This window comes from Rhizobium sp. CC1099, from assembly GCF_029714385.1.
In the GTDB taxonomy this organism is placed as follows: domain Bacteria; phylum Pseudomonadota; class Alphaproteobacteria; order Rhizobiales; family Rhizobiaceae; genus Rhizobium.
The window spans coordinates 691,256-706,497 of sequence record NZ_CP121642.1 but is presented as its reverse complement, the minus strand read 5'-3'; the positions used below and the strand labels follow the sequence as shown (position 1 = coordinate 706,497).

General features: G+C 56.1%; 11 protein-coding genes and 3 pseudogenes. 9 read left to right on the top strand and 5 right to left on the bottom strand.

All coding sequences use genetic code 11. The annotated features are described in order from the left end of the window. The first annotated feature begins 337 nt into the window (after window positions 1-337). The 6 genes and pseudogenes from QA644_RS24580 (at window position 338) to QA644_RS24555 (ending at window position 8,312) form a co-directional block, all read left to right on the top strand. Window positions 338-1,048 (top strand): DNA helicase, encoded by a 711-nt coding sequence (locus QA644_RS24580; RefSeq protein WP_283073657.1) that lies wholly within the window; start codon window positions 338-340, stop codon window positions 1,046-1,048. A 119-nt stretch (window positions 1,049-1,167) separates the two neighbouring features. Beyond that, window positions 1,168-1,572, top strand: a pseudogene (locus tag QA644_RS24575) (VOC family protein). Between the two features lie 304 nt (window positions 1,573-1,876). Continuing rightward, window positions 1,877-3,052 (top strand): efflux RND transporter periplasmic adaptor subunit, encoded by a 1,176-nt coding sequence (locus tag QA644_RS24570; protein WP_283073656.1) that lies wholly within the window; start codon window positions 1,877-1,879, stop codon window positions 3,050-3,052. Between the two features lie 3 nt (window positions 3,053-3,055). Beyond that, window positions 3,056-6,178, top strand: a complete 3,123-nt coding sequence (locus tag QA644_RS24565) for an efflux RND transporter permease subunit (protein WP_283073655.1) — start codon at window positions 3,056-3,058, stop codon at window positions 6,176-6,178. A gap of 207 nt (window positions 6,179-6,385) precedes the next feature. Beyond that, complete coding sequence (locus QA644_RS24560) at window positions 6,386-7,369, top strand: alpha/beta hydrolase (RefSeq protein ID WP_283073654.1); 984 nt, start codon at window positions 6,386-6,388, stop codon at window positions 7,367-7,369. Between the two features lie 772 nt (window positions 7,370-8,141). Beyond that, on the top strand, window positions 8,142-8,312 hold the full coding sequence (locus QA644_RS24555) for a hypothetical protein (RefSeq protein WP_283073653.1): 171 nt from the start codon (window positions 8,142-8,144) through the stop codon (window positions 8,310-8,312). A 283-nt stretch (window positions 8,313-8,595) separates the two neighbouring features. Here QA644_RS24555 and QA644_RS24550 read toward each other — a convergent pair. Then, window positions 8,596-9,357, bottom strand: a pseudogene (locus QA644_RS24550) (PDZ domain-containing protein); the annotation flags it as partial. A gap of 146 nt (window positions 9,358-9,503) precedes the next feature. Here QA644_RS24550 and QA644_RS24545 point away from each other — a divergent pair. Together QA644_RS24545 and QA644_RS24540 are read left to right on the top strand one after the other, a co-directional pair. Next, the gene (locus tag QA644_RS24545) at window positions 9,504-9,731 is read left to right on the top strand and encodes a DUF4160 domain-containing protein (RefSeq protein WP_283073652.1); all 228 of its coding nucleotides are present in this window, start codon (window positions 9,504-9,506) and stop codon (window positions 9,729-9,731) included. After that, window positions 9,724-10,134, top strand: a complete 411-nt coding sequence (locus tag QA644_RS24540) for a DUF2442 domain-containing protein (RefSeq protein WP_283073651.1) — start codon at window positions 9,724-9,726, stop codon at window positions 10,132-10,134. Before QA644_RS24545 ends, QA644_RS24540 begins: the two co-directional genes overlap by 8 nt. A gap of 393 nt (window positions 10,135-10,527) precedes the next feature. Here the strand turns inward: QA644_RS24540 and QA644_RS24535 are convergent. The 3 genes and pseudogenes from QA644_RS24535 to QA644_RS24525 all read right to left on the bottom strand — a co-directional run. Next, window positions 10,528-11,268, bottom strand: a pseudogene (locus QA644_RS24535) (trypsin-like peptidase domain-containing protein); the annotation flags it as partial. A gap of 239 nt (window positions 11,269-11,507) precedes the next feature. Further along, window positions 11,508-12,608, bottom strand: coding sequence for an alpha/beta hydrolase (locus tag QA644_RS24530; protein WP_283073650.1), 1,101 nt, complete (start codon window positions 12,606-12,608; stop codon window positions 11,508-11,510). A gap of 210 nt (window positions 12,609-12,818) precedes the next feature. Further along, the gene (locus QA644_RS24525; RefSeq protein WP_283074015.1) at window positions 12,819-13,721 is read right to left on the bottom strand and encodes a LysR family transcriptional regulator; all 903 of its coding nucleotides are present in this window, start codon (window positions 13,719-13,721) and stop codon (window positions 12,819-12,821) included. 115 nt (window positions 13,722-13,836) lie between these two features. On the opposite strand from QA644_RS24525, the gene QA644_RS24520 reads away from it, so the two are divergent. Next, window positions 13,837-14,574, top strand: coding sequence for an SDR family oxidoreductase (locus tag QA644_RS24520; protein ID WP_283073649.1), 738 nt, complete (start codon window positions 13,837-13,839; stop codon window positions 14,572-14,574). A gap of 188 nt (window positions 14,575-14,762) precedes the next feature. On the opposite strand, the gene QA644_RS24515 is transcribed toward QA644_RS24520, so the two are convergent. Beyond that, window positions 14,763-15,026, bottom strand: coding sequence for a hypothetical protein (locus QA644_RS24515; protein WP_283073648.1), 264 nt, complete (start codon window positions 15,024-15,026; stop codon window positions 14,763-14,765). Between the last annotated feature and the right edge of the window lie 216 nt (window positions 15,027-15,242).

Genomic DNA, 15,242 nt, shown 5'->3' with positions numbered 1-15,242 from the left:
CGATCGGAAGTCTGGGACCGCTGGCAGACTGGCAAGTCTATGAAGTCGATCGGCCGGTTTTTAATCGAGGATCGCCATCTGTGTTCTCGGTTATCTCGCCGACCGGTGGGATACGCCCAGCCGAGCGGCGCGTTCATCCCTTGAGCCCGCCAAAACCGGCCATCATCCTTGCTGCGAATCGCGCAACTCGCTAATTGTTCAAGCACAGGCTCGACCTAAGCCTCCCCCCTCCTTTCGGGAAAGCATCGTACATGTAGGGTGACGCAAATTCAGCGAACCATCTGTTCGAGCATCGCATTAGGAGGGGTTGCGGTTCCGCTCGCAATGGAGGTTTTTGATGAAGCTTTCTGCACCGATATATCAGCTCAAACGACGGGCCAAGCTGATGGCACGGAACAACGATGTTTCTCTGAATGAGGCTTTAGACCAAATCGCTCGAACCGAGGGCTTTTCGAAGTGGAGCTTGCTTTCAGCCAGTATGTCGTCGGGGTCCCTTTCCGAAACAATCCTGGCGCGTCTCGAAGATGGGGACCTACTGCTACTTGCAGGGCGACCCGGACACGGCAAGACCAAGCTCGGTCTTCGACTACTGATCGACGCAGCTCGCAACGGTCGCAAAGCCTTGATGTTTACGTTAGAGTTTACGGAACAACAGGTGCGGAAGCACCTAAGATCGCTGGAGGTGCCAGGAGATATTGCTGACCGCGTTCAGATTTTCACATCTGATCAGATCAGCGCCGACTACATCATCCAGCACATGTCGGGACTAGAACCTGGCACAGTCGCGGTCATTGACTACCTTCAACTGCTTGACCAGCAGCGGAGCAAACCAATGCTCTCCGAGCAGCTACAAGCTCTGGGTAAGTTTGCACGAGGGACTGGTGTCGTTCTGGGATTCATTTCGCAGATAGACAGGTCGTTTGAGGCGGAAGGCAAACGACTTCCTGACATTGATGACGTTCGCCTTCCAAATTTCGTCGATCTAGGCCTTTTTAGCAAGGCGTGCTTTCTGCACAACGGAGAGGCGCAGCTGCAAGACATTGTATAAACAAATGGCCAGCCGCGACCAATTGGGTCGCGGCTTCCTACCGCTCGATGTCTCCTCTTTTCGCTTCCCCGATGTGGTGACTGTCGCTCCGTCGTCGGTGTTGTACCGAGGAGTGGTTCATGCCGCAGGTTCTCGCTCATATTGCGCTGGTCGTCCGAGACTACGATGAAGCAATTTCGTTCTTCGTCGGGAAGCTAGGCTTTGATCTGATCGAAGATACTTATCACCCGGAGCAGGAAAAGCGTTGGGTGGTTGTTGGTCCAAGTGGAAGTAAGGGGTGATCAGTCCTACTTGCCCGCGCTTCCAACGATCATCAGGCCCAATGAATCGGCAATCAGGCTGGAGGGCGCATCTTGCTATTTCTGAGGACCGACGACCTTTGGCGGGATTGTCGGTTGCTTGTTGATCGCGGGGTGGAGTTCGCGCGTGAACCAGACGAAGCCGATTACGGTTTGGTCGCTGTCTTCAAAGACCTCTACGGAAATCTCTGGGACCTGGTTGAGTTCACTGACGGGAGGCCTTGAAAGGGCACCTCAAGTTTCTGCTGTTGGATGACCGCTCGTGGCGCTTCCCGGCTAAGACCTCCTCTCCATCCCTGACGTTGATAGCAGCGGTAGATGACTTCGGGTCAACGGGACTACACGTTGCCGATCGGGCCGTCATTTGCTGTATTGGAGGCTTTGAATCTTGTGGTTTACGCGAGCGGTTGCTCCGGAATGAAGGCGGGAACCTAAGCCTTCGTTCGATCCCAACTAGACCTCGGTATAGCTTCCGGTTCGCACGGCCAAGATTAACATCTCCGGAAGTTATTGGTCGACGGAGAGTTGAATGCTGAACGTTCCGCAGAGGATTTCCTGGCAATCATCGCTCAGGTCGAGCTGCTTGGGGTTTTTCTATGGCGTCGCCGTCTGTGCTTCAATTGCAGAGACATCCTTTGCCGCGGACGCGTCCGTAGCGCCGTCAATCGCTGTGCCGGTTCAAGTTGCGAAGCCTGTTGTTGCCGATATTCCGGTCTATTTGGACGGCCTGGGTGCTGTTCAAGCCTTCAATACCATCACCGTGAAAGCTCGCGTCGATGGGCAGCTACAGAGCGTCAACTTCACCGAGGGGCAGAACGTGAAGAAGGGAGACCTGCTCGCGGTGATCGATCCAAGGCCATACCAGGCCGTCGTCGATCAAGCGGTGGCCAAGATACAACAAGATGAGGCCAACCTTGCGAATGCGAAGTTTCTGCTTGGCAAAGATCAGCGGCTGACCGCTCAGGGGATTACCACTGAAGAAACCCTGGAAGCTCAACAGAGCCAGGTGAATCAGCTTATCGCTCAGCTAGCCCAAGACAATGCGGCAAAGGTTGCTGCGGATGTCTCTCTTTCGTATACCCAAGTTACTTCGGCGATCGACGGGCGCACGGGCATCCGGTTGATCGATGCAGGAAACCAGATCCAAACCACTGACTCCGGTGGAATAGTGGTTGTCACCCAGGTGCAGCCGATATCTGTAATTTCGACCCTTCGTGAAGAAGACCTAGCCTCCGTTCGATCTGCACTCGAGAAGGGACCGGTGGAAGTCATCGCGCTCAGTAGCGACAAGTCAACCAAACTCTCCACCGGCACCCTCTCTCTAATCGATAATGAGATCGATCAGTCGAGCGGAACGATGCGCATCAAATCGGAGTTCCAGAACACGGACAACGCCTTATGGCCGGGGCAATTCGTGACACTCAGGCTCCGGGAACGAACGTTGAAGGGTTCGTTGACCGTGCCGTCGGCTGCGCTAGAGCGTGGAGCTGACGGCTTTTACGTCTATGTGGTCAATCCCGACAGCACTGTCTCGGTTCGCCGTGTCACCCCAGGGCCAATCGAAGACGGCAAGGCAGCAATCACCGGCGGTCTGGCGGCTTCGGATACCGTCGTCACTCAAGGCCAATATCGACTGCAAGAGGGCACGAGAGTCGCGCCGTCGCAGACTCAAGCGGTCACAGCTCCCCCAGCTAAGGTGAATTAGCCAATGTCGATCAGCTCTTGGTTCGTTCAAAGACCTATCGCGACGTCGCTCTTTATGGTCGGACTATTCGCTGTGGGCGTGGCGGCATATCCGTTGTTGCCTGTGGCTCCCCTTCCTCAAGTCGACTTTCCGACGATACAGGTCTCCACTCAGCTTCCGGGAGCCGATCCCAAAACGATGGCGTCGTCGGTAACCCAGCCTCTAGAGCGGCAGTTTGGGCAGATCCCTGGCGTTACACAGATGACGTCCAGTAGTACGCTTGGAAATAGCTCTATCACCCTTCAGTTCGATCTGTCTCGCAACGTTGATAGTGCCGCACAAGACGTGCAGACCGCTATCAATGCCGCCGGCGGTCAGTTGCCGACGGGCTTGCCATCGCCGCCAACGTATCGCAAGGTTAACCCCGCCGACCCTCCTGTGATGGTGCTCGCCCTGACCTCGGATACTGCGCCGTTGACGCAGGTAGACGATTTCTCCGAAAATATCCTTTCGCAGCACATCAGTCAGCTGAACGGTGTTTCGCAGGTATTAGTCTTCGGCCAACAGAAGCCCGCCGTGCGCCTGCAAATCGAACCTCACAAGATTGCCGAGCTTGGCCTCGGAATGGAAGATATCCGCAGCGCGGTTACTACGCTGACTACGGATGCTCCAAAGGGAAGCATTCAAGGAAACGAGCGAACCTACACGGTCTACGATAACGATCAGATACTTCAAGCGGCTCCTTGGAACGATGCGATTGTTGCTTATAGAAACGGCGCACCGGTTCGTATCCGAGATATTGGAAGTGCGATCGACGCAGCTGAGAATACGCAACTTGCAGCGTGGTCAAACGGCAAGCCGGCGATCTTGCTCGCGGTCTTCAAGCTCCCGGGCGCGAACGTTATCGACACGGTCGATCAGATCAAGGACGTGTTGCCCAAACTTCAAGTGTTGGCCCCGGCAGACATCCATTTGGCGGTTCTAAGCGACAGGACGGTCACCATCCGAGCTTCGGTCCTCGACGTCGAGACGACGCTAATGATCACGATCGTCTTGGTTGTCACGGTGATCTTCATTTTCCTTAGGAGTTTTTGGGCCACGGTTATTCCGAGCGTGACGGTACCGCTCGCGCTCATGACGACCCTTGCTTTGATGTATGCCGCAGGGTTCAGCTTAGACAACCTCTCGCTCATGGGCTTGAGCATCGCGGTTGGATTTGTTGTCGATGATGCCATTGTGATGATCGAAAACATACAGCGGCACATGGAGATGGGAAAATCACCGCTTCAGGCAGCGCTTGACGGCGCTAGTGAGATCGGCTTCACCATCATTTCGATCAGTATATCGCTCATTGCCGTCTTCATCCCACTGCTGCTCATGGGGGGCATCGTCGGAGAACTCTTCCGGGAGTTCGCGATCACGGTCACCATGACGATCGTGGTGTCAGCTCTTATCTCGCTGACTATCACGCCGATGATGAGTTCGCGGTTTCTCAAGCGGGAGGACAAGGCCGGTCATGGGCGGCTCTACATGTTCTTCGAGCGGGGATTTGACCGTATGTTGTCGGCTTACCATCGTTCGCTGGATGCGGCGCTTCGCTTTCACAGGATTACCTTCCTAATCTTTCTTGCATCCCTCGGGGCAACTGCATTCGTCTTCATCCAGATTCCCAAAGGCTTTTTCCCTACCCAAGACACCGGCCTAATCACCGGCGTCCTTGAAGCCTCACAAGACATTTCATTCAAAAAGATGTCCCGCCTTCAGCTCGAAGCGGACCGTATTGTCCAAAGTGATCCAGCTGTCGCGAGCGTCGGCATGCAAGTTGGCGGGGGTGCTGGTTCCACTGTCAACGTGAGCCGGATGTTCATCACGCTCAAGCCCCTCGACAACCGGGACGCCTCGGCGATGGGGGTTATCGAGAGGCTACGTCCCAAGCTTGCGCAGCTGGAAGGTGCGCAGCTGTTCCTCCAGCCTGCTCAGGACATCAACGTTGGCGGGCGAAGCTCGGCGACGCAATTCCAATACACTTTGCAGGACGGTAATCCTACTGAATTGAACGAATGGGCGAACAAGCTCTTGGCTAAGTTCAAGACGCTCCCGGAACTAGCTGATGTTGCTACTGATCAGCAGAATGGCGGAGCTACGGTAACACTCGAGATCGACCGCGATCAGGCGTCGCGTTTTGGCATCCCGCCTCAGGTGATAGACAACACGCTGGATGACGCATTCGGCCAACGGCAAGTCACCCAGTACTTCAGCGATCTGAATAGCTACCATGTGGTACTAGAGGTCGCTCCGGAGTTTCAGCATTCGCCAGCCGCCATAAATGATCTTTACCTCAAGTCTCCGCTCACCGGGGAGCAAGTTCCGCTAAATCTGCTGGTTAAGCAAACGACCGAGCCAGATGCCCCCCTCGCCGTTAACCACCAAAGCCAGTTTCCGTCGGTAACGCTGTCCTTCAATCTCTCGAAGGGGGCCGCTCTCAGTCAAGCGGTTGCAGCCATCACAAAGGCCGAGGACGAAATGAACAAACCCGCAACGGTCGTTGGGACCTTCCAAGGTAACGCGCAGGCTTATCAGTCGTCGCTCGCCACAGAACCCCTTCTGGTCCTTGCCGCCATCATCGTCATCTACTTGATCCTGGGCGTTCTCTACGAGAGCTATTTCCACCCGCTGACGATTTTGTCGACCCTTCCTTCCGCAGGACTGGGCGCGCTCGCGATGCTTTGGGTATTTGGTTTTGACTTCACGGTAATCGCGCTCATCGGCGTGATCCTACTCATCGGCATCGTGAAGAAGAACGGGATCATGATCGTCGATTTTGCCATCGAAGCGCAACGCCAGTCGGGACTCTCTCCGGAGGATGCCATCCGACAGGCTTGTCTTCTGCGCTTCCGCCCGATCATCATGACGACCGCTGCCGCGTTGCTCGCCGGTATTCCCCTGATGATTGGCCACGGGACTGGGTCTGAGCTGCGCCAGCCACTTGGCTACGCTATCGTGGGCGGTTTGCTGATCAGTCAAGTAATGACACTTTACACCACGCCGGTGGTCTATCTCTACCTCGAGCGGCTGAGATTGTTTTGTGCGCGTAAGGGTGCCGACGAGCGTGCGGCACCGAACGCTCCTGGGCCCAGCGCGTCATAAAGTACCACTCCGATCGAGTGAAAAGGCAAAGGTAATCATGCGGTCGTCACCGAGTATGACGACCGCATGATTATTTGGCGGTTACGCCGCTCCAAAAGCGCAAACTCCAAGTCCAAAATCCAAGAAATGAACAATCCTGGCTCTGCCAAGGCACCTATCGTGGGGACGCAATGAATGCGCCGTTGGGTTCCAAAGGAGTTTTAACCAATGCAGAATGAAATCAAACTTCCACTTTCTCGCCGGCAGGCGCTTGTCGGCGGAGCAGCTGCCTCGCTCGCAGCGGTAGCCGCCCCCGCAGTAGCCGCAGAAAAAAAGCGACACCATAACCAATCGATCGGATCCAGCATTTTGGGCGGGGAGTTTGTCAGGACCAAAGATGGGATCGAAATCTTCTATAAGGATTGGGGTCCGAAAGACGCTCAGCCGATCCACTTCCATCACGGCTGGCCGCTTTCAGCTGACGATTGGGATAACCAAATGCTGTATTTTCTGAGCAAGGGGTATCGCGTTGTTGCTCACGATCGCCGCGGCCATGGTCGCTCAACGCAGGTCAGCTATGGCAACGATATGGACCACTATGCTTCAGATGCCTCGGCCGTCGTAGAACATCTGAGTTTGCGGAATGCGATCCACATTGGTCACTCGACCGGCGGCGGAGAAGTTGCTCGCTACGTTGCTCGATATGGGCAGCCGCAGGGCCGAGTTGCAAAGGCGATTTTGGTGAGCGCCGTCCCCCCTCTTATGCTCAAGACACCCAGCAACCCGGATGGCACTCCAATCGAGGTGTTCAATGGATACCGCGAAGCGCTTGCCGCCAATCGTGCGCAATTCTACATCGACGTTCCGGCAGGGCCGTTCTATGGCTTCAACCGTCCCGGCGCGCAGGTTTCTCAGGGCATCATCAACAATTGGTGGCGGCAGGGTATGATGGGAAGCGCTCAGGCCCAATATGAGGGTATCAAGGCCTTCTCAGAGACCGACCAGACGGATGATCTCAAGGCGATTCATGTGCCTACGCTCGTCACCCAAGGCAGCGATGATCAAGTTGTGCCCTACAAGGACGCCAGCCTGCTTCAGCACGAGCTGATCAAGGGAAGCGTCCTCAAGATCTATGATGGCTATCCACACGGGATGCTTACCGTTCACGCCGATGTCATCAATCCCGACCTACTTGCCTTCATCAAGGGGTGATTGCCGGACGGCCGGCTAACTGATCAATGCGGCGCGAGACAGTGCCGCATCTCTACATTATCTTGGGCGACGACTTAAATCAGTTGGACGCTGGCCTTCCGACCCCGAGCCGTGCTCTGATCAAATCCGGGCGTAAGCTCCTATACCAAGGTCCAAAGGAAGAAGACGTTGGTTTAATCGATCTCGTGGCTACGCGTGTGCAAACTCGGATGACTTAAATAGACCGAGGCAAGCCCTTGATATCGTATCTAGAAAATTCTCGTAGCCCTGAGACCTTTGTCGCCTACATCCCGGATTGCACCCGCCCGAATGCAGACCCAATTCAGAAGGCCCGCAAGCGCGGAACGTTGGCACCCTGGCAGCGAAAACGGGTGGTGGATTTTATTGGCGCGAACCTTTCCAGTCACATCACCATTGATGACCTCGCCCGGGTTGTGCGGTTGAGTAGCAGCCATTTCGCGGCTGCGTTCAAGACAGCGTTCAATCAATCCCCCTACCAGTACGTCCTCAGATCTCGCATGGGGCGGGCGAAGGAACTGCTACGGGTAACCGATCGTCCTCTTTGCGATATAGCGATTGATTGTGGCCTTGCGGATCAGGCACACCTCTGCCGGCTGTTTCGTAGGCACTTTGGATCGACGCCTAAAGCGTGGCGGAAAAGCACTGCGCGTCACATTCTTCAACAAAAAGATTTGGCCAGCTATGCAAACGCTGCCTCGCCTTATGACACCTACTCGAACGGTTCCTACACTTGATCGTCGGAGATTCCTAAATGCAACTTGAACAACTGCGCAAGAACTTACCATTGGCCCTTGTGCCAATTTGTCTCGCCATCGTCTTCCTTTTGGACATCCTCGGCCCATTCGATTCCGTCATCACGGTCCTCTACATTCCGATTATCGTCCTGTCGACAAGGATTTTTCACAGAGGGATCGTCACGTAGGTCGGTCTCGTCTGCGTCGTCCTGACCTGCGCCAGCTTCGTTTTGGGCTATGTCGAGGGATTTGACACTGTGAGAGTCGATCAGTTCGCGGCGATCCTACTGGCGATCGCAGCGACAACGTCTTCCGCCGTATGGATTCCTCGGGGATGGAGCACGCCGGCCCGGAGCGAATGAGCAAAGTGCCCGTTTAGCTTTCCGACAACAGATCGGCTAACGGCACTCAGTGTATAGCTCATCGGAAAAAGGGCCGGCGTAGGTGCGTACGCCGGCCCCAGCTTGCCAGTTATGCTGCCGCGAACGGCACAGCCACGAAGGTCTTGTTTTCGCGGCGCTGGATCAGCAGCAGCACTGACTTCTTCTCGTCCTTCGCCGCGGTCGCAACCGCGGACTTGGCTTCACTGGCATCGTGTACCGCCTTGCCGTTGACCGACAAGATGATATCTCCGGCCTTGAGCCCGGCCTCGGCCGCAGGCTTGTCAGGTGCGATCTCCGCGATTACGGCACCTTCCACATCTTCTGAGACACCAATCCGTTCACGGGCCTGTGGCGTCAGGTCGCCGAGCGACACCCCAATCCGCGGACCGGCCGGGACTGCCTTGCCGCCGTCTTTGAACGATGCCTTCTCCGGCTTACCGTCGTCGCTTCCGCCGATAGCCACCTTGAGATCGATGCTCTTTCCGTCACGCCAGACCGTAATGGTCTGCTTGTCTCCAGGCGAAAGATCCGCGACGAGGCGCGACAGGTCCTTGGGAGTGGAGACTGTCTTCTCTCCGACAGCGGTAATCGCGTCGCCTTGCTCGACACCGGCACGGGCAGCTGGCGACCCTTTAGTCACGTCTGCGACAAGCGCGCCGGCGGGCTTTGCCAAACCGATCGCGTCAGCGACATCCTGCGACACCGGTTGGATCTGGACTCCCAGGTAGCCGTGATCGATGGAGCCGTCCTTCTGTAGCTTGGCGACAATCATCTTGGCTTCGTCTGCGGGAATGGCGAAACCGACGCCGACACTGCCGCCGTTCGGCGAATAGATCGCCGTATTGATCCCCCAGCCACTTACTCAAATGTGGAATCGATTTGTGGGGCGGTTCCACATCACCGCAAAGTTTCGTCGGTGCCTTTTCGCATTCGAAAGCTGGCAGTCGAGCGCCTTACGCCTCTTGAAAAACCCAAGTTGTTAGGTTATTTTGGAGCATGGTCACCGTTCTCCGCGAAGCAGGAATGCGATTTGTCATTTACACGGATGACCACGAACCGGCGCACACCCATGTCTATGGACATGGGGAAGCCCGCATCAATATCCTCGATCTCACCGTGATATCAAACCGGGGAATGAAGAAGCGGGATTTGAGCGTAGCCGTTGCCATTGTTCAGGCGAACAAGCGCCTGTTCATCGAAAAATGGGAGAGCATCCATGGGTGAAGTTGTCTTTGAAGATCGTCACTACCGAGAAGCTACCGTGAAGGGGGAGGCAGAACGTGCCCGCGCGCCCATCCCGGCATCAGCCCGTTTCGATGAGGCATCCGGTCGCATCGTCGTGGATTTCACCAACGGTGCTGCGTTCATGGTGCCTGCCCGATCGATGCAGGGCCTGGAGAATGCAACCGTTGCGCAGTTGGCGGAGGTCGAGCTTCTCGGCGAGACCGGCCTGCATTGGGAAAGCCTGGACCTGGATTTTACCATCGCCGGGTTGATGAACGGCATATTCGGCACTGCGAAGTTCATGGATGCGCAGCGCCGAGGCGGTCAATCCCGTTCAACGGCCAAGGTAGAGGCAAGCCGTGCCAACGGTGCCAAAGGCGGACGCCCCCGGAAGAACAGCTAAGGCGCTTCCAGATGGTTGGTGCAAAGCTCGGCCGTTGCGACCGCTCGACGACGTTGCCACCCGGACCGAAGACCCAGTCGGCACACCGTTCGCTGCCGGGATAAGAATCCGGCGCGGATGAAAGGTCCGCCTGCGGCCCAACCCGGTCATCTACTGTGGGCAAGGACGCGCCCGCAATTTGCGCGTAGTTGTCATCGCACTTCACTGCCGAAAGCAGGCCCGATCCCCAATTCTTCGCGTTTGGCGACTATTCGAAGTGCAAGTCCGCAAGGGCAAGTCGAAGCCGCTTTGGGTCTTCCGCAAAAATCTCCAGCATCGGCAATACCCCCGACAACCGACGTTGTAACGGACATTGCTAATGATCATTCAAACGATTCCACATTTAGGTAAGTGGCTGGTATTGATCCCGACGACCTTACCGTCACCGTCTACAAGCGGCCCACCGGAGTTCCCATGATTGATGGGGGCATCGATCTGGATGAAGTCGTCATATGGACCGCTGTGCAGATCCCTGCCGCGAGCGGATACGATACCGGCCGTGACGGTAGTGCCGATCCCAAATGGGTTGCCGATGGCAAGGACTTGATCGCCCAGTCGAAGTTTGTCGGAGTCACCCCACGCTACAGTCGGAAGTTCCTTTTTCGCGTCTACCTTGACGACGGCGAGATCGGCCTTGGGATCCGCGCCAACGAGCTTGCCGGGCAGCTCTGTTCCGTCGTCCAGAGTGACCTTAATGTCGGTGGCGTTTGCGATCACGTGGTTGTTCGTGACGATATAGCCATCCGGGCTGACGATGAAGCCGGATCCAAGCGCCTGCGCACGTTCGCCCGACTGCCGGTCCGGAGCTTAATGAGGAACAGGGATGCCCTTGAACTGCTCCTGCATCTGCGGGGCATCGTTTTGCTCGTTCTCAGCTGCTCCTTTCATTGTCGTTACAATAGTGACGACGGCAGGCTTGTCTGCATCAACGATGGAGGAGAAGGAGTTGTTGGCGGTAGCGCCGACTATCGATGCACTCGCGGGGGCGGCGGTTGCAGAAGATGTTTCGTAAGCGAGAGGGAAAGAGGCTGCGCCAACAACGATTGCTGCGCCTAGGAGTGCCGCCGAGCGGCGGCTTTTGATAATATTCGTCACGGTATCAATGCTGAGAAGAGTTGCTCAAACCGCGTGAAGCCGGAACTCATCGCGTGGATTAGATATGAATCGGTGATGCTATATTTGCAAATTAAAGGTTCATTACATTTTCATTGCGGTAGATAATGTATTACAGTGATTTAATACATCATAAACATTGAAAAACAGCAGTAGGCTAACTAAGCGTCAGCCAAAGTAGCAAGAATGCGCGACGACTGTTCGCCGCGCATTCTAGTCGGTTAGTTGCCAATGTGCTCGCGGATACCGTTCGCGACTTCGCTGATCATCGTCTTTGTCGTCGGGAGATCTGCAAGAGCGTTCAGCAGGCCGAAGTCATGGATGGTTCCTTCATAGCGCGTTGAGACAGTCGGAACGCCAGCGTCCTGAAGGCGGCGTCCATATGCCTCACCTTCGTCGCGGAGAACGTCGTTCTGATCCGTAATCACAAGAGCCGGCGGAAGGTCCTTGAGATGGTCGAGGCTTGCACGAAGCGGCGAAACATAGGGGTTGTTGCGCTCGGCTTCGGTTGGCGCATAGCGCTCCCAACCGTACTTCATGAAGTCTCGGCTCAGGAAGCGATCGTTCGCATACTCGAGATAGGAGCAGGTATCGACGCTTGCATCGGTCGCAGGCCACAGCAGAACCTGGTAGCTGATCTTTGGTCCCTTTTTGTCCTTTGCCATCAGGGACAGCGCAGCGGTCATGTCGCCACCGACAGAGTTGCCGACGACCGCGATACGGCTTGGATCGCCGCCGATTTCGCTTACGTGTTTGGTGACCCAATCAAGCGTTGCGTATGCCTGGTCGATTTGGACAGGATAGCGCGCTTCTGGAAGTGTGGTGTACTGAAGGAAAACTGCCGGCTGACCAGACTGAACGACGATGTCGCGAAGCAGGCGCTTGTGATTCTCGAAATTGCCAACAATCCACACGCCGCCGTGCAGGAACAGAATTACACCCGGGTTAGGGGCCGGGTTAATCGGCTTCATAACAAACAGGTTGACTTCACGGCCGTCGATCGTAATCGGAACCTCGGTCGTGGTAACGCCTGCCATGTCGACTGGCGTCTGGTCCTGAATTTGCGTGAGAATGTCCTGAGGCTTGGGCTGCGGCAGCTCCCAGAATGGCGACGCGTTCTTGTTGAGCTTCACGAGGAAATCGCGAACGGCCGGGGCAAGATCCGGGTCTTTGGCCACGTCCGGGGTCGCTGGTGTGACATGGCCAACGCATGCCGGCTGACGGTAAGGCTCGTTAGCAGCCTCGGCCGCTGACGCAATAGAACTTACGGTCACCGGAAGAAAGCAAGCAACTCCGGCGAACAGGTATCTCAGACGATTCATGGTGGGTCCTTTCGTAAAAGAAATCGAGCATCCTTGGGCTCTGACCAAGAACAGACGCGGCCGTTTCAGAAGCCGTTTTCAGCATAAGGGACCCCCTGCCCCGCATAACTATACGTAGGTGTAGAACCTCCCAGCATTTGGTTTTACGGAAGTTGGACGAACGCGCTCGTGCCCGCCTCTAGCAGCTGATCATCCGCACGACGCAGTGCGTCATGACGTAAGTTCTTTCACAAAATCCAAGAATGCCCGGACCTTCGCGGACATGAGATTGGAGGCGTGGTGATAAGCATAGAGCGGGAATGTCTCATCGGACCAATCAGGTAGAATGTGGACGAGTTTTCCTTCTCCAAGGTAGTCCCTCGCGTAGACTTCCAGTAGCTGCGCGATGCCTTGACCACCAAGGCAGGCAGCCAAGAGCGAGCCGGTGTCATTGACGATCAGTTGGCCAGCAGGAATGACGGGAACAATGTCTTTTCCTCGTTGAAACCCCCACTCAAATGGTCGACCGGTGGCTGGATCCCGGATGAGAACGCACTGGTGGCCGTGGATTAGATCTTGAGGGCCTTGCGGAGTGCCGTGTCGCTTCACGTATGACTCGGAAGCGCAGGTCAGGACCCGGGTTTCCAGGAGCAACCGCGCTTTGAGAGATGAAACCTCTGGGATGCCAAAGCGGATCGCCACGTCAAACCCATCGGCAACTAGGTCACCCATTCGGTCCCGGACATTGATCTCAACCGAAAGGTCGGGGTGACGTTCGAGGAACTCGCCGATCTTGGGTGATAGGACGAAGTGGCCAAACGTGCCATCTACGTTTACGCGAAGCTTGCCTCGGACCGCAGCCTTCGCACCTCCAGCCACAACGGCCGCCTCCTCGATGGCGGCAAGGTGAGGAGCGACTGCTTCGTAGAACCTCCGCCCCTCGTCCGTCAGCGAGATTGCCCGGGCTGTGCGATTGAAAATCCGTATGCCGACACGGTCCTCTAGGCGCTGCACCGCGCGGCTAACCGCTGGCTGCGTCAATCCCATCGCATCGCCAGCACGTGCAAAGCTCCCTGCCTCGATCACGGCGGAAAGAACTCCGATACCGCTCAGCAACCGGCTATCAAAAGACATAGGCATACTTTCTGTCATGGTTTGATTGATCACTATGCATTATTTTTATCGGCCTCAAAAGCCTAGCTTGTCCTTGCCGCCGAACGGTGCGGTGCTGAACATACGGGACAAGATCATGACCAAGAATGGAAAAGTAGCACTCATCACTGGTTCATCGCGCGGCATCGGTGCCGAACTGGCGCTTCACTTGGCGCGTGATGGCTTTAAGATTGTGATCAACTATGCGGGCAACGAAGGTCCGGCCCGTGACGTCGCCGAGAAGATCATCAAAGCTGGTGGTGAGGCGATAGTCGTGCAGGCCGACGTTGCCGACCCTGCTGCGGTCATCGCAATGTTCGACGAAACCGAGAAGGCCTTTGGAGGGGTAGACGTGGTCATCAACAGCGCAGGTATCCTCAAGCTCGCCAAGATCGCCGAATACGACGACAAGACCTTCGATCAGTCGATGGCGATCAACGTCAAAGGCACTTTCAACGCTTGCCGTGAAGCCGCGCGTCGTCTCCGTGACGGAGGCCGCATCATCAATATCACGACCAGTGTCATCGGGGTACGCCTGCCGACTTACGGCATCTACTGCGCTACCAAAGCCGCTGTTGAAGCGATTACCCAGATTCTCGCTCAGGAGATGCGCGGCCGCGGTATCACAGTAAACGCGGTTGCACCGGGGCCAGTCGCGACGGAATTGTTCCTTGAAGGCAAGAGCCCCGAAACGATCGATCGTATGGCTAAGATGAACCCACTTGAACGCCTCGGTCAGCCGGATGACATCGCCCATGTCGTATCGTTCCTCGCCGGTCCTCATGGTGGATGGGTCAATGGTCAGACCGTTCGTGCGAATGGTGGCATGTGCTGATCGCAAGCAGACCGTGACGACCAAGATCGCGCGGAGGAAACCTCCGCGCATCCCGCCAGCCTCCCAACTTGGCTGCTGCTTGCCGCCGCAATGTTAGCGTTTATACCCGGCGGTACCGATAGCCTTGAGCTAGCTGATTTCGCTGAAGAACAACCCTTTTGATCGCAAAACGACATGGCATGGTCGCCCTATAGCGAGCGCCAAATAGTAAAACAAGCGATCAAAGTGGGCACGGCGAACACCAGACAAAAAATTGGAAGCTCATCCGCTACTGAGTAACCGGCCCTCGTCACTCCGACCCACAGGTTCGTGACGGAAACGAGGAACCAAACGGCTACGAAGGCTTTCGCCGCAAAGGCAAAATCTGGATCAACGCCACCCCAAAGTTTACTGAGGAGGAGGAAGAGAAAGAGCATTGCTATGCCGCTACCAATCACCAATGCCGTATGCACTAACGCTTCTCCTGTGGCCAGATTGGCTTGGCTGCTTTGCGAGGATCGTCTCGAGGCTAAGCTGCCAACTAGCGGCAGCCGCGCCGCGTAGACGCTCCACTCCGACCTCCCCGCAGGGGCCTTCCTTCGACATAGCGGAAAGACGCGACGGCCCCTACCATACTTGGGTATAGGCTTGCGCGACCGCGCTTTCTAACGCTTGCCCCGCCAATGCCA

Coding starts and splice junctions, on each gene's coding strand:
- QA644_RS24540 (WP_283073651.1), top strand. CDS start 9,724: ATGGGTGAAGTTGTCTTTGAAGATCGTCACTACCGAGAAGCTACCGTG.
- QA644_RS24570 (WP_283073656.1), top strand. CDS start 1,877: ATGCTGAACGTTCCGCAGAGGATTTCCTGGCAATCATCGCTCAGGTCG.
- QA644_RS24520 (WP_283073649.1), top strand. CDS start 13,837: ATGACCAAGAATGGAAAAGTAGCACTCATCACTGGTTCATCGCGCGGC.
- QA644_RS24525 (WP_283074015.1), bottom strand. CDS start 13,721: ATGTCTTTTGATAGCCGGTTGCTGAGCGGTATCGGAGTTCTTTCCGCC.
- QA644_RS24555 (WP_283073653.1), top strand. CDS start 8,142: ATGCAACTTGAACAACTGCGCAAGAACTTACCATTGGCCCTTGTGCCA.
- QA644_RS24530 (WP_283073650.1), bottom strand. CDS start 12,608: ATGAATCGTCTGAGATACCTGTTCGCCGGAGTTGCTTGCTTTCTTCCG.
- QA644_RS24560 (WP_283073654.1), top strand. CDS start 6,386: ATGCAGAATGAAATCAAACTTCCACTTTCTCGCCGGCAGGCGCTTGTC.
- QA644_RS24545 (WP_283073652.1), top strand. CDS start 9,504: ATGGTCACCGTTCTCCGCGAAGCAGGAATGCGATTTGTCATTTACACG.
- QA644_RS24565 (WP_283073655.1), top strand. CDS start 3,056: ATGTCGATCAGCTCTTGGTTCGTTCAAAGACCTATCGCGACGTCGCTC.
- QA644_RS24580 (WP_283073657.1), top strand. CDS start 338: ATGAAGCTTTCTGCACCGATATATCAGCTCAAACGACGGGCCAAGCTG.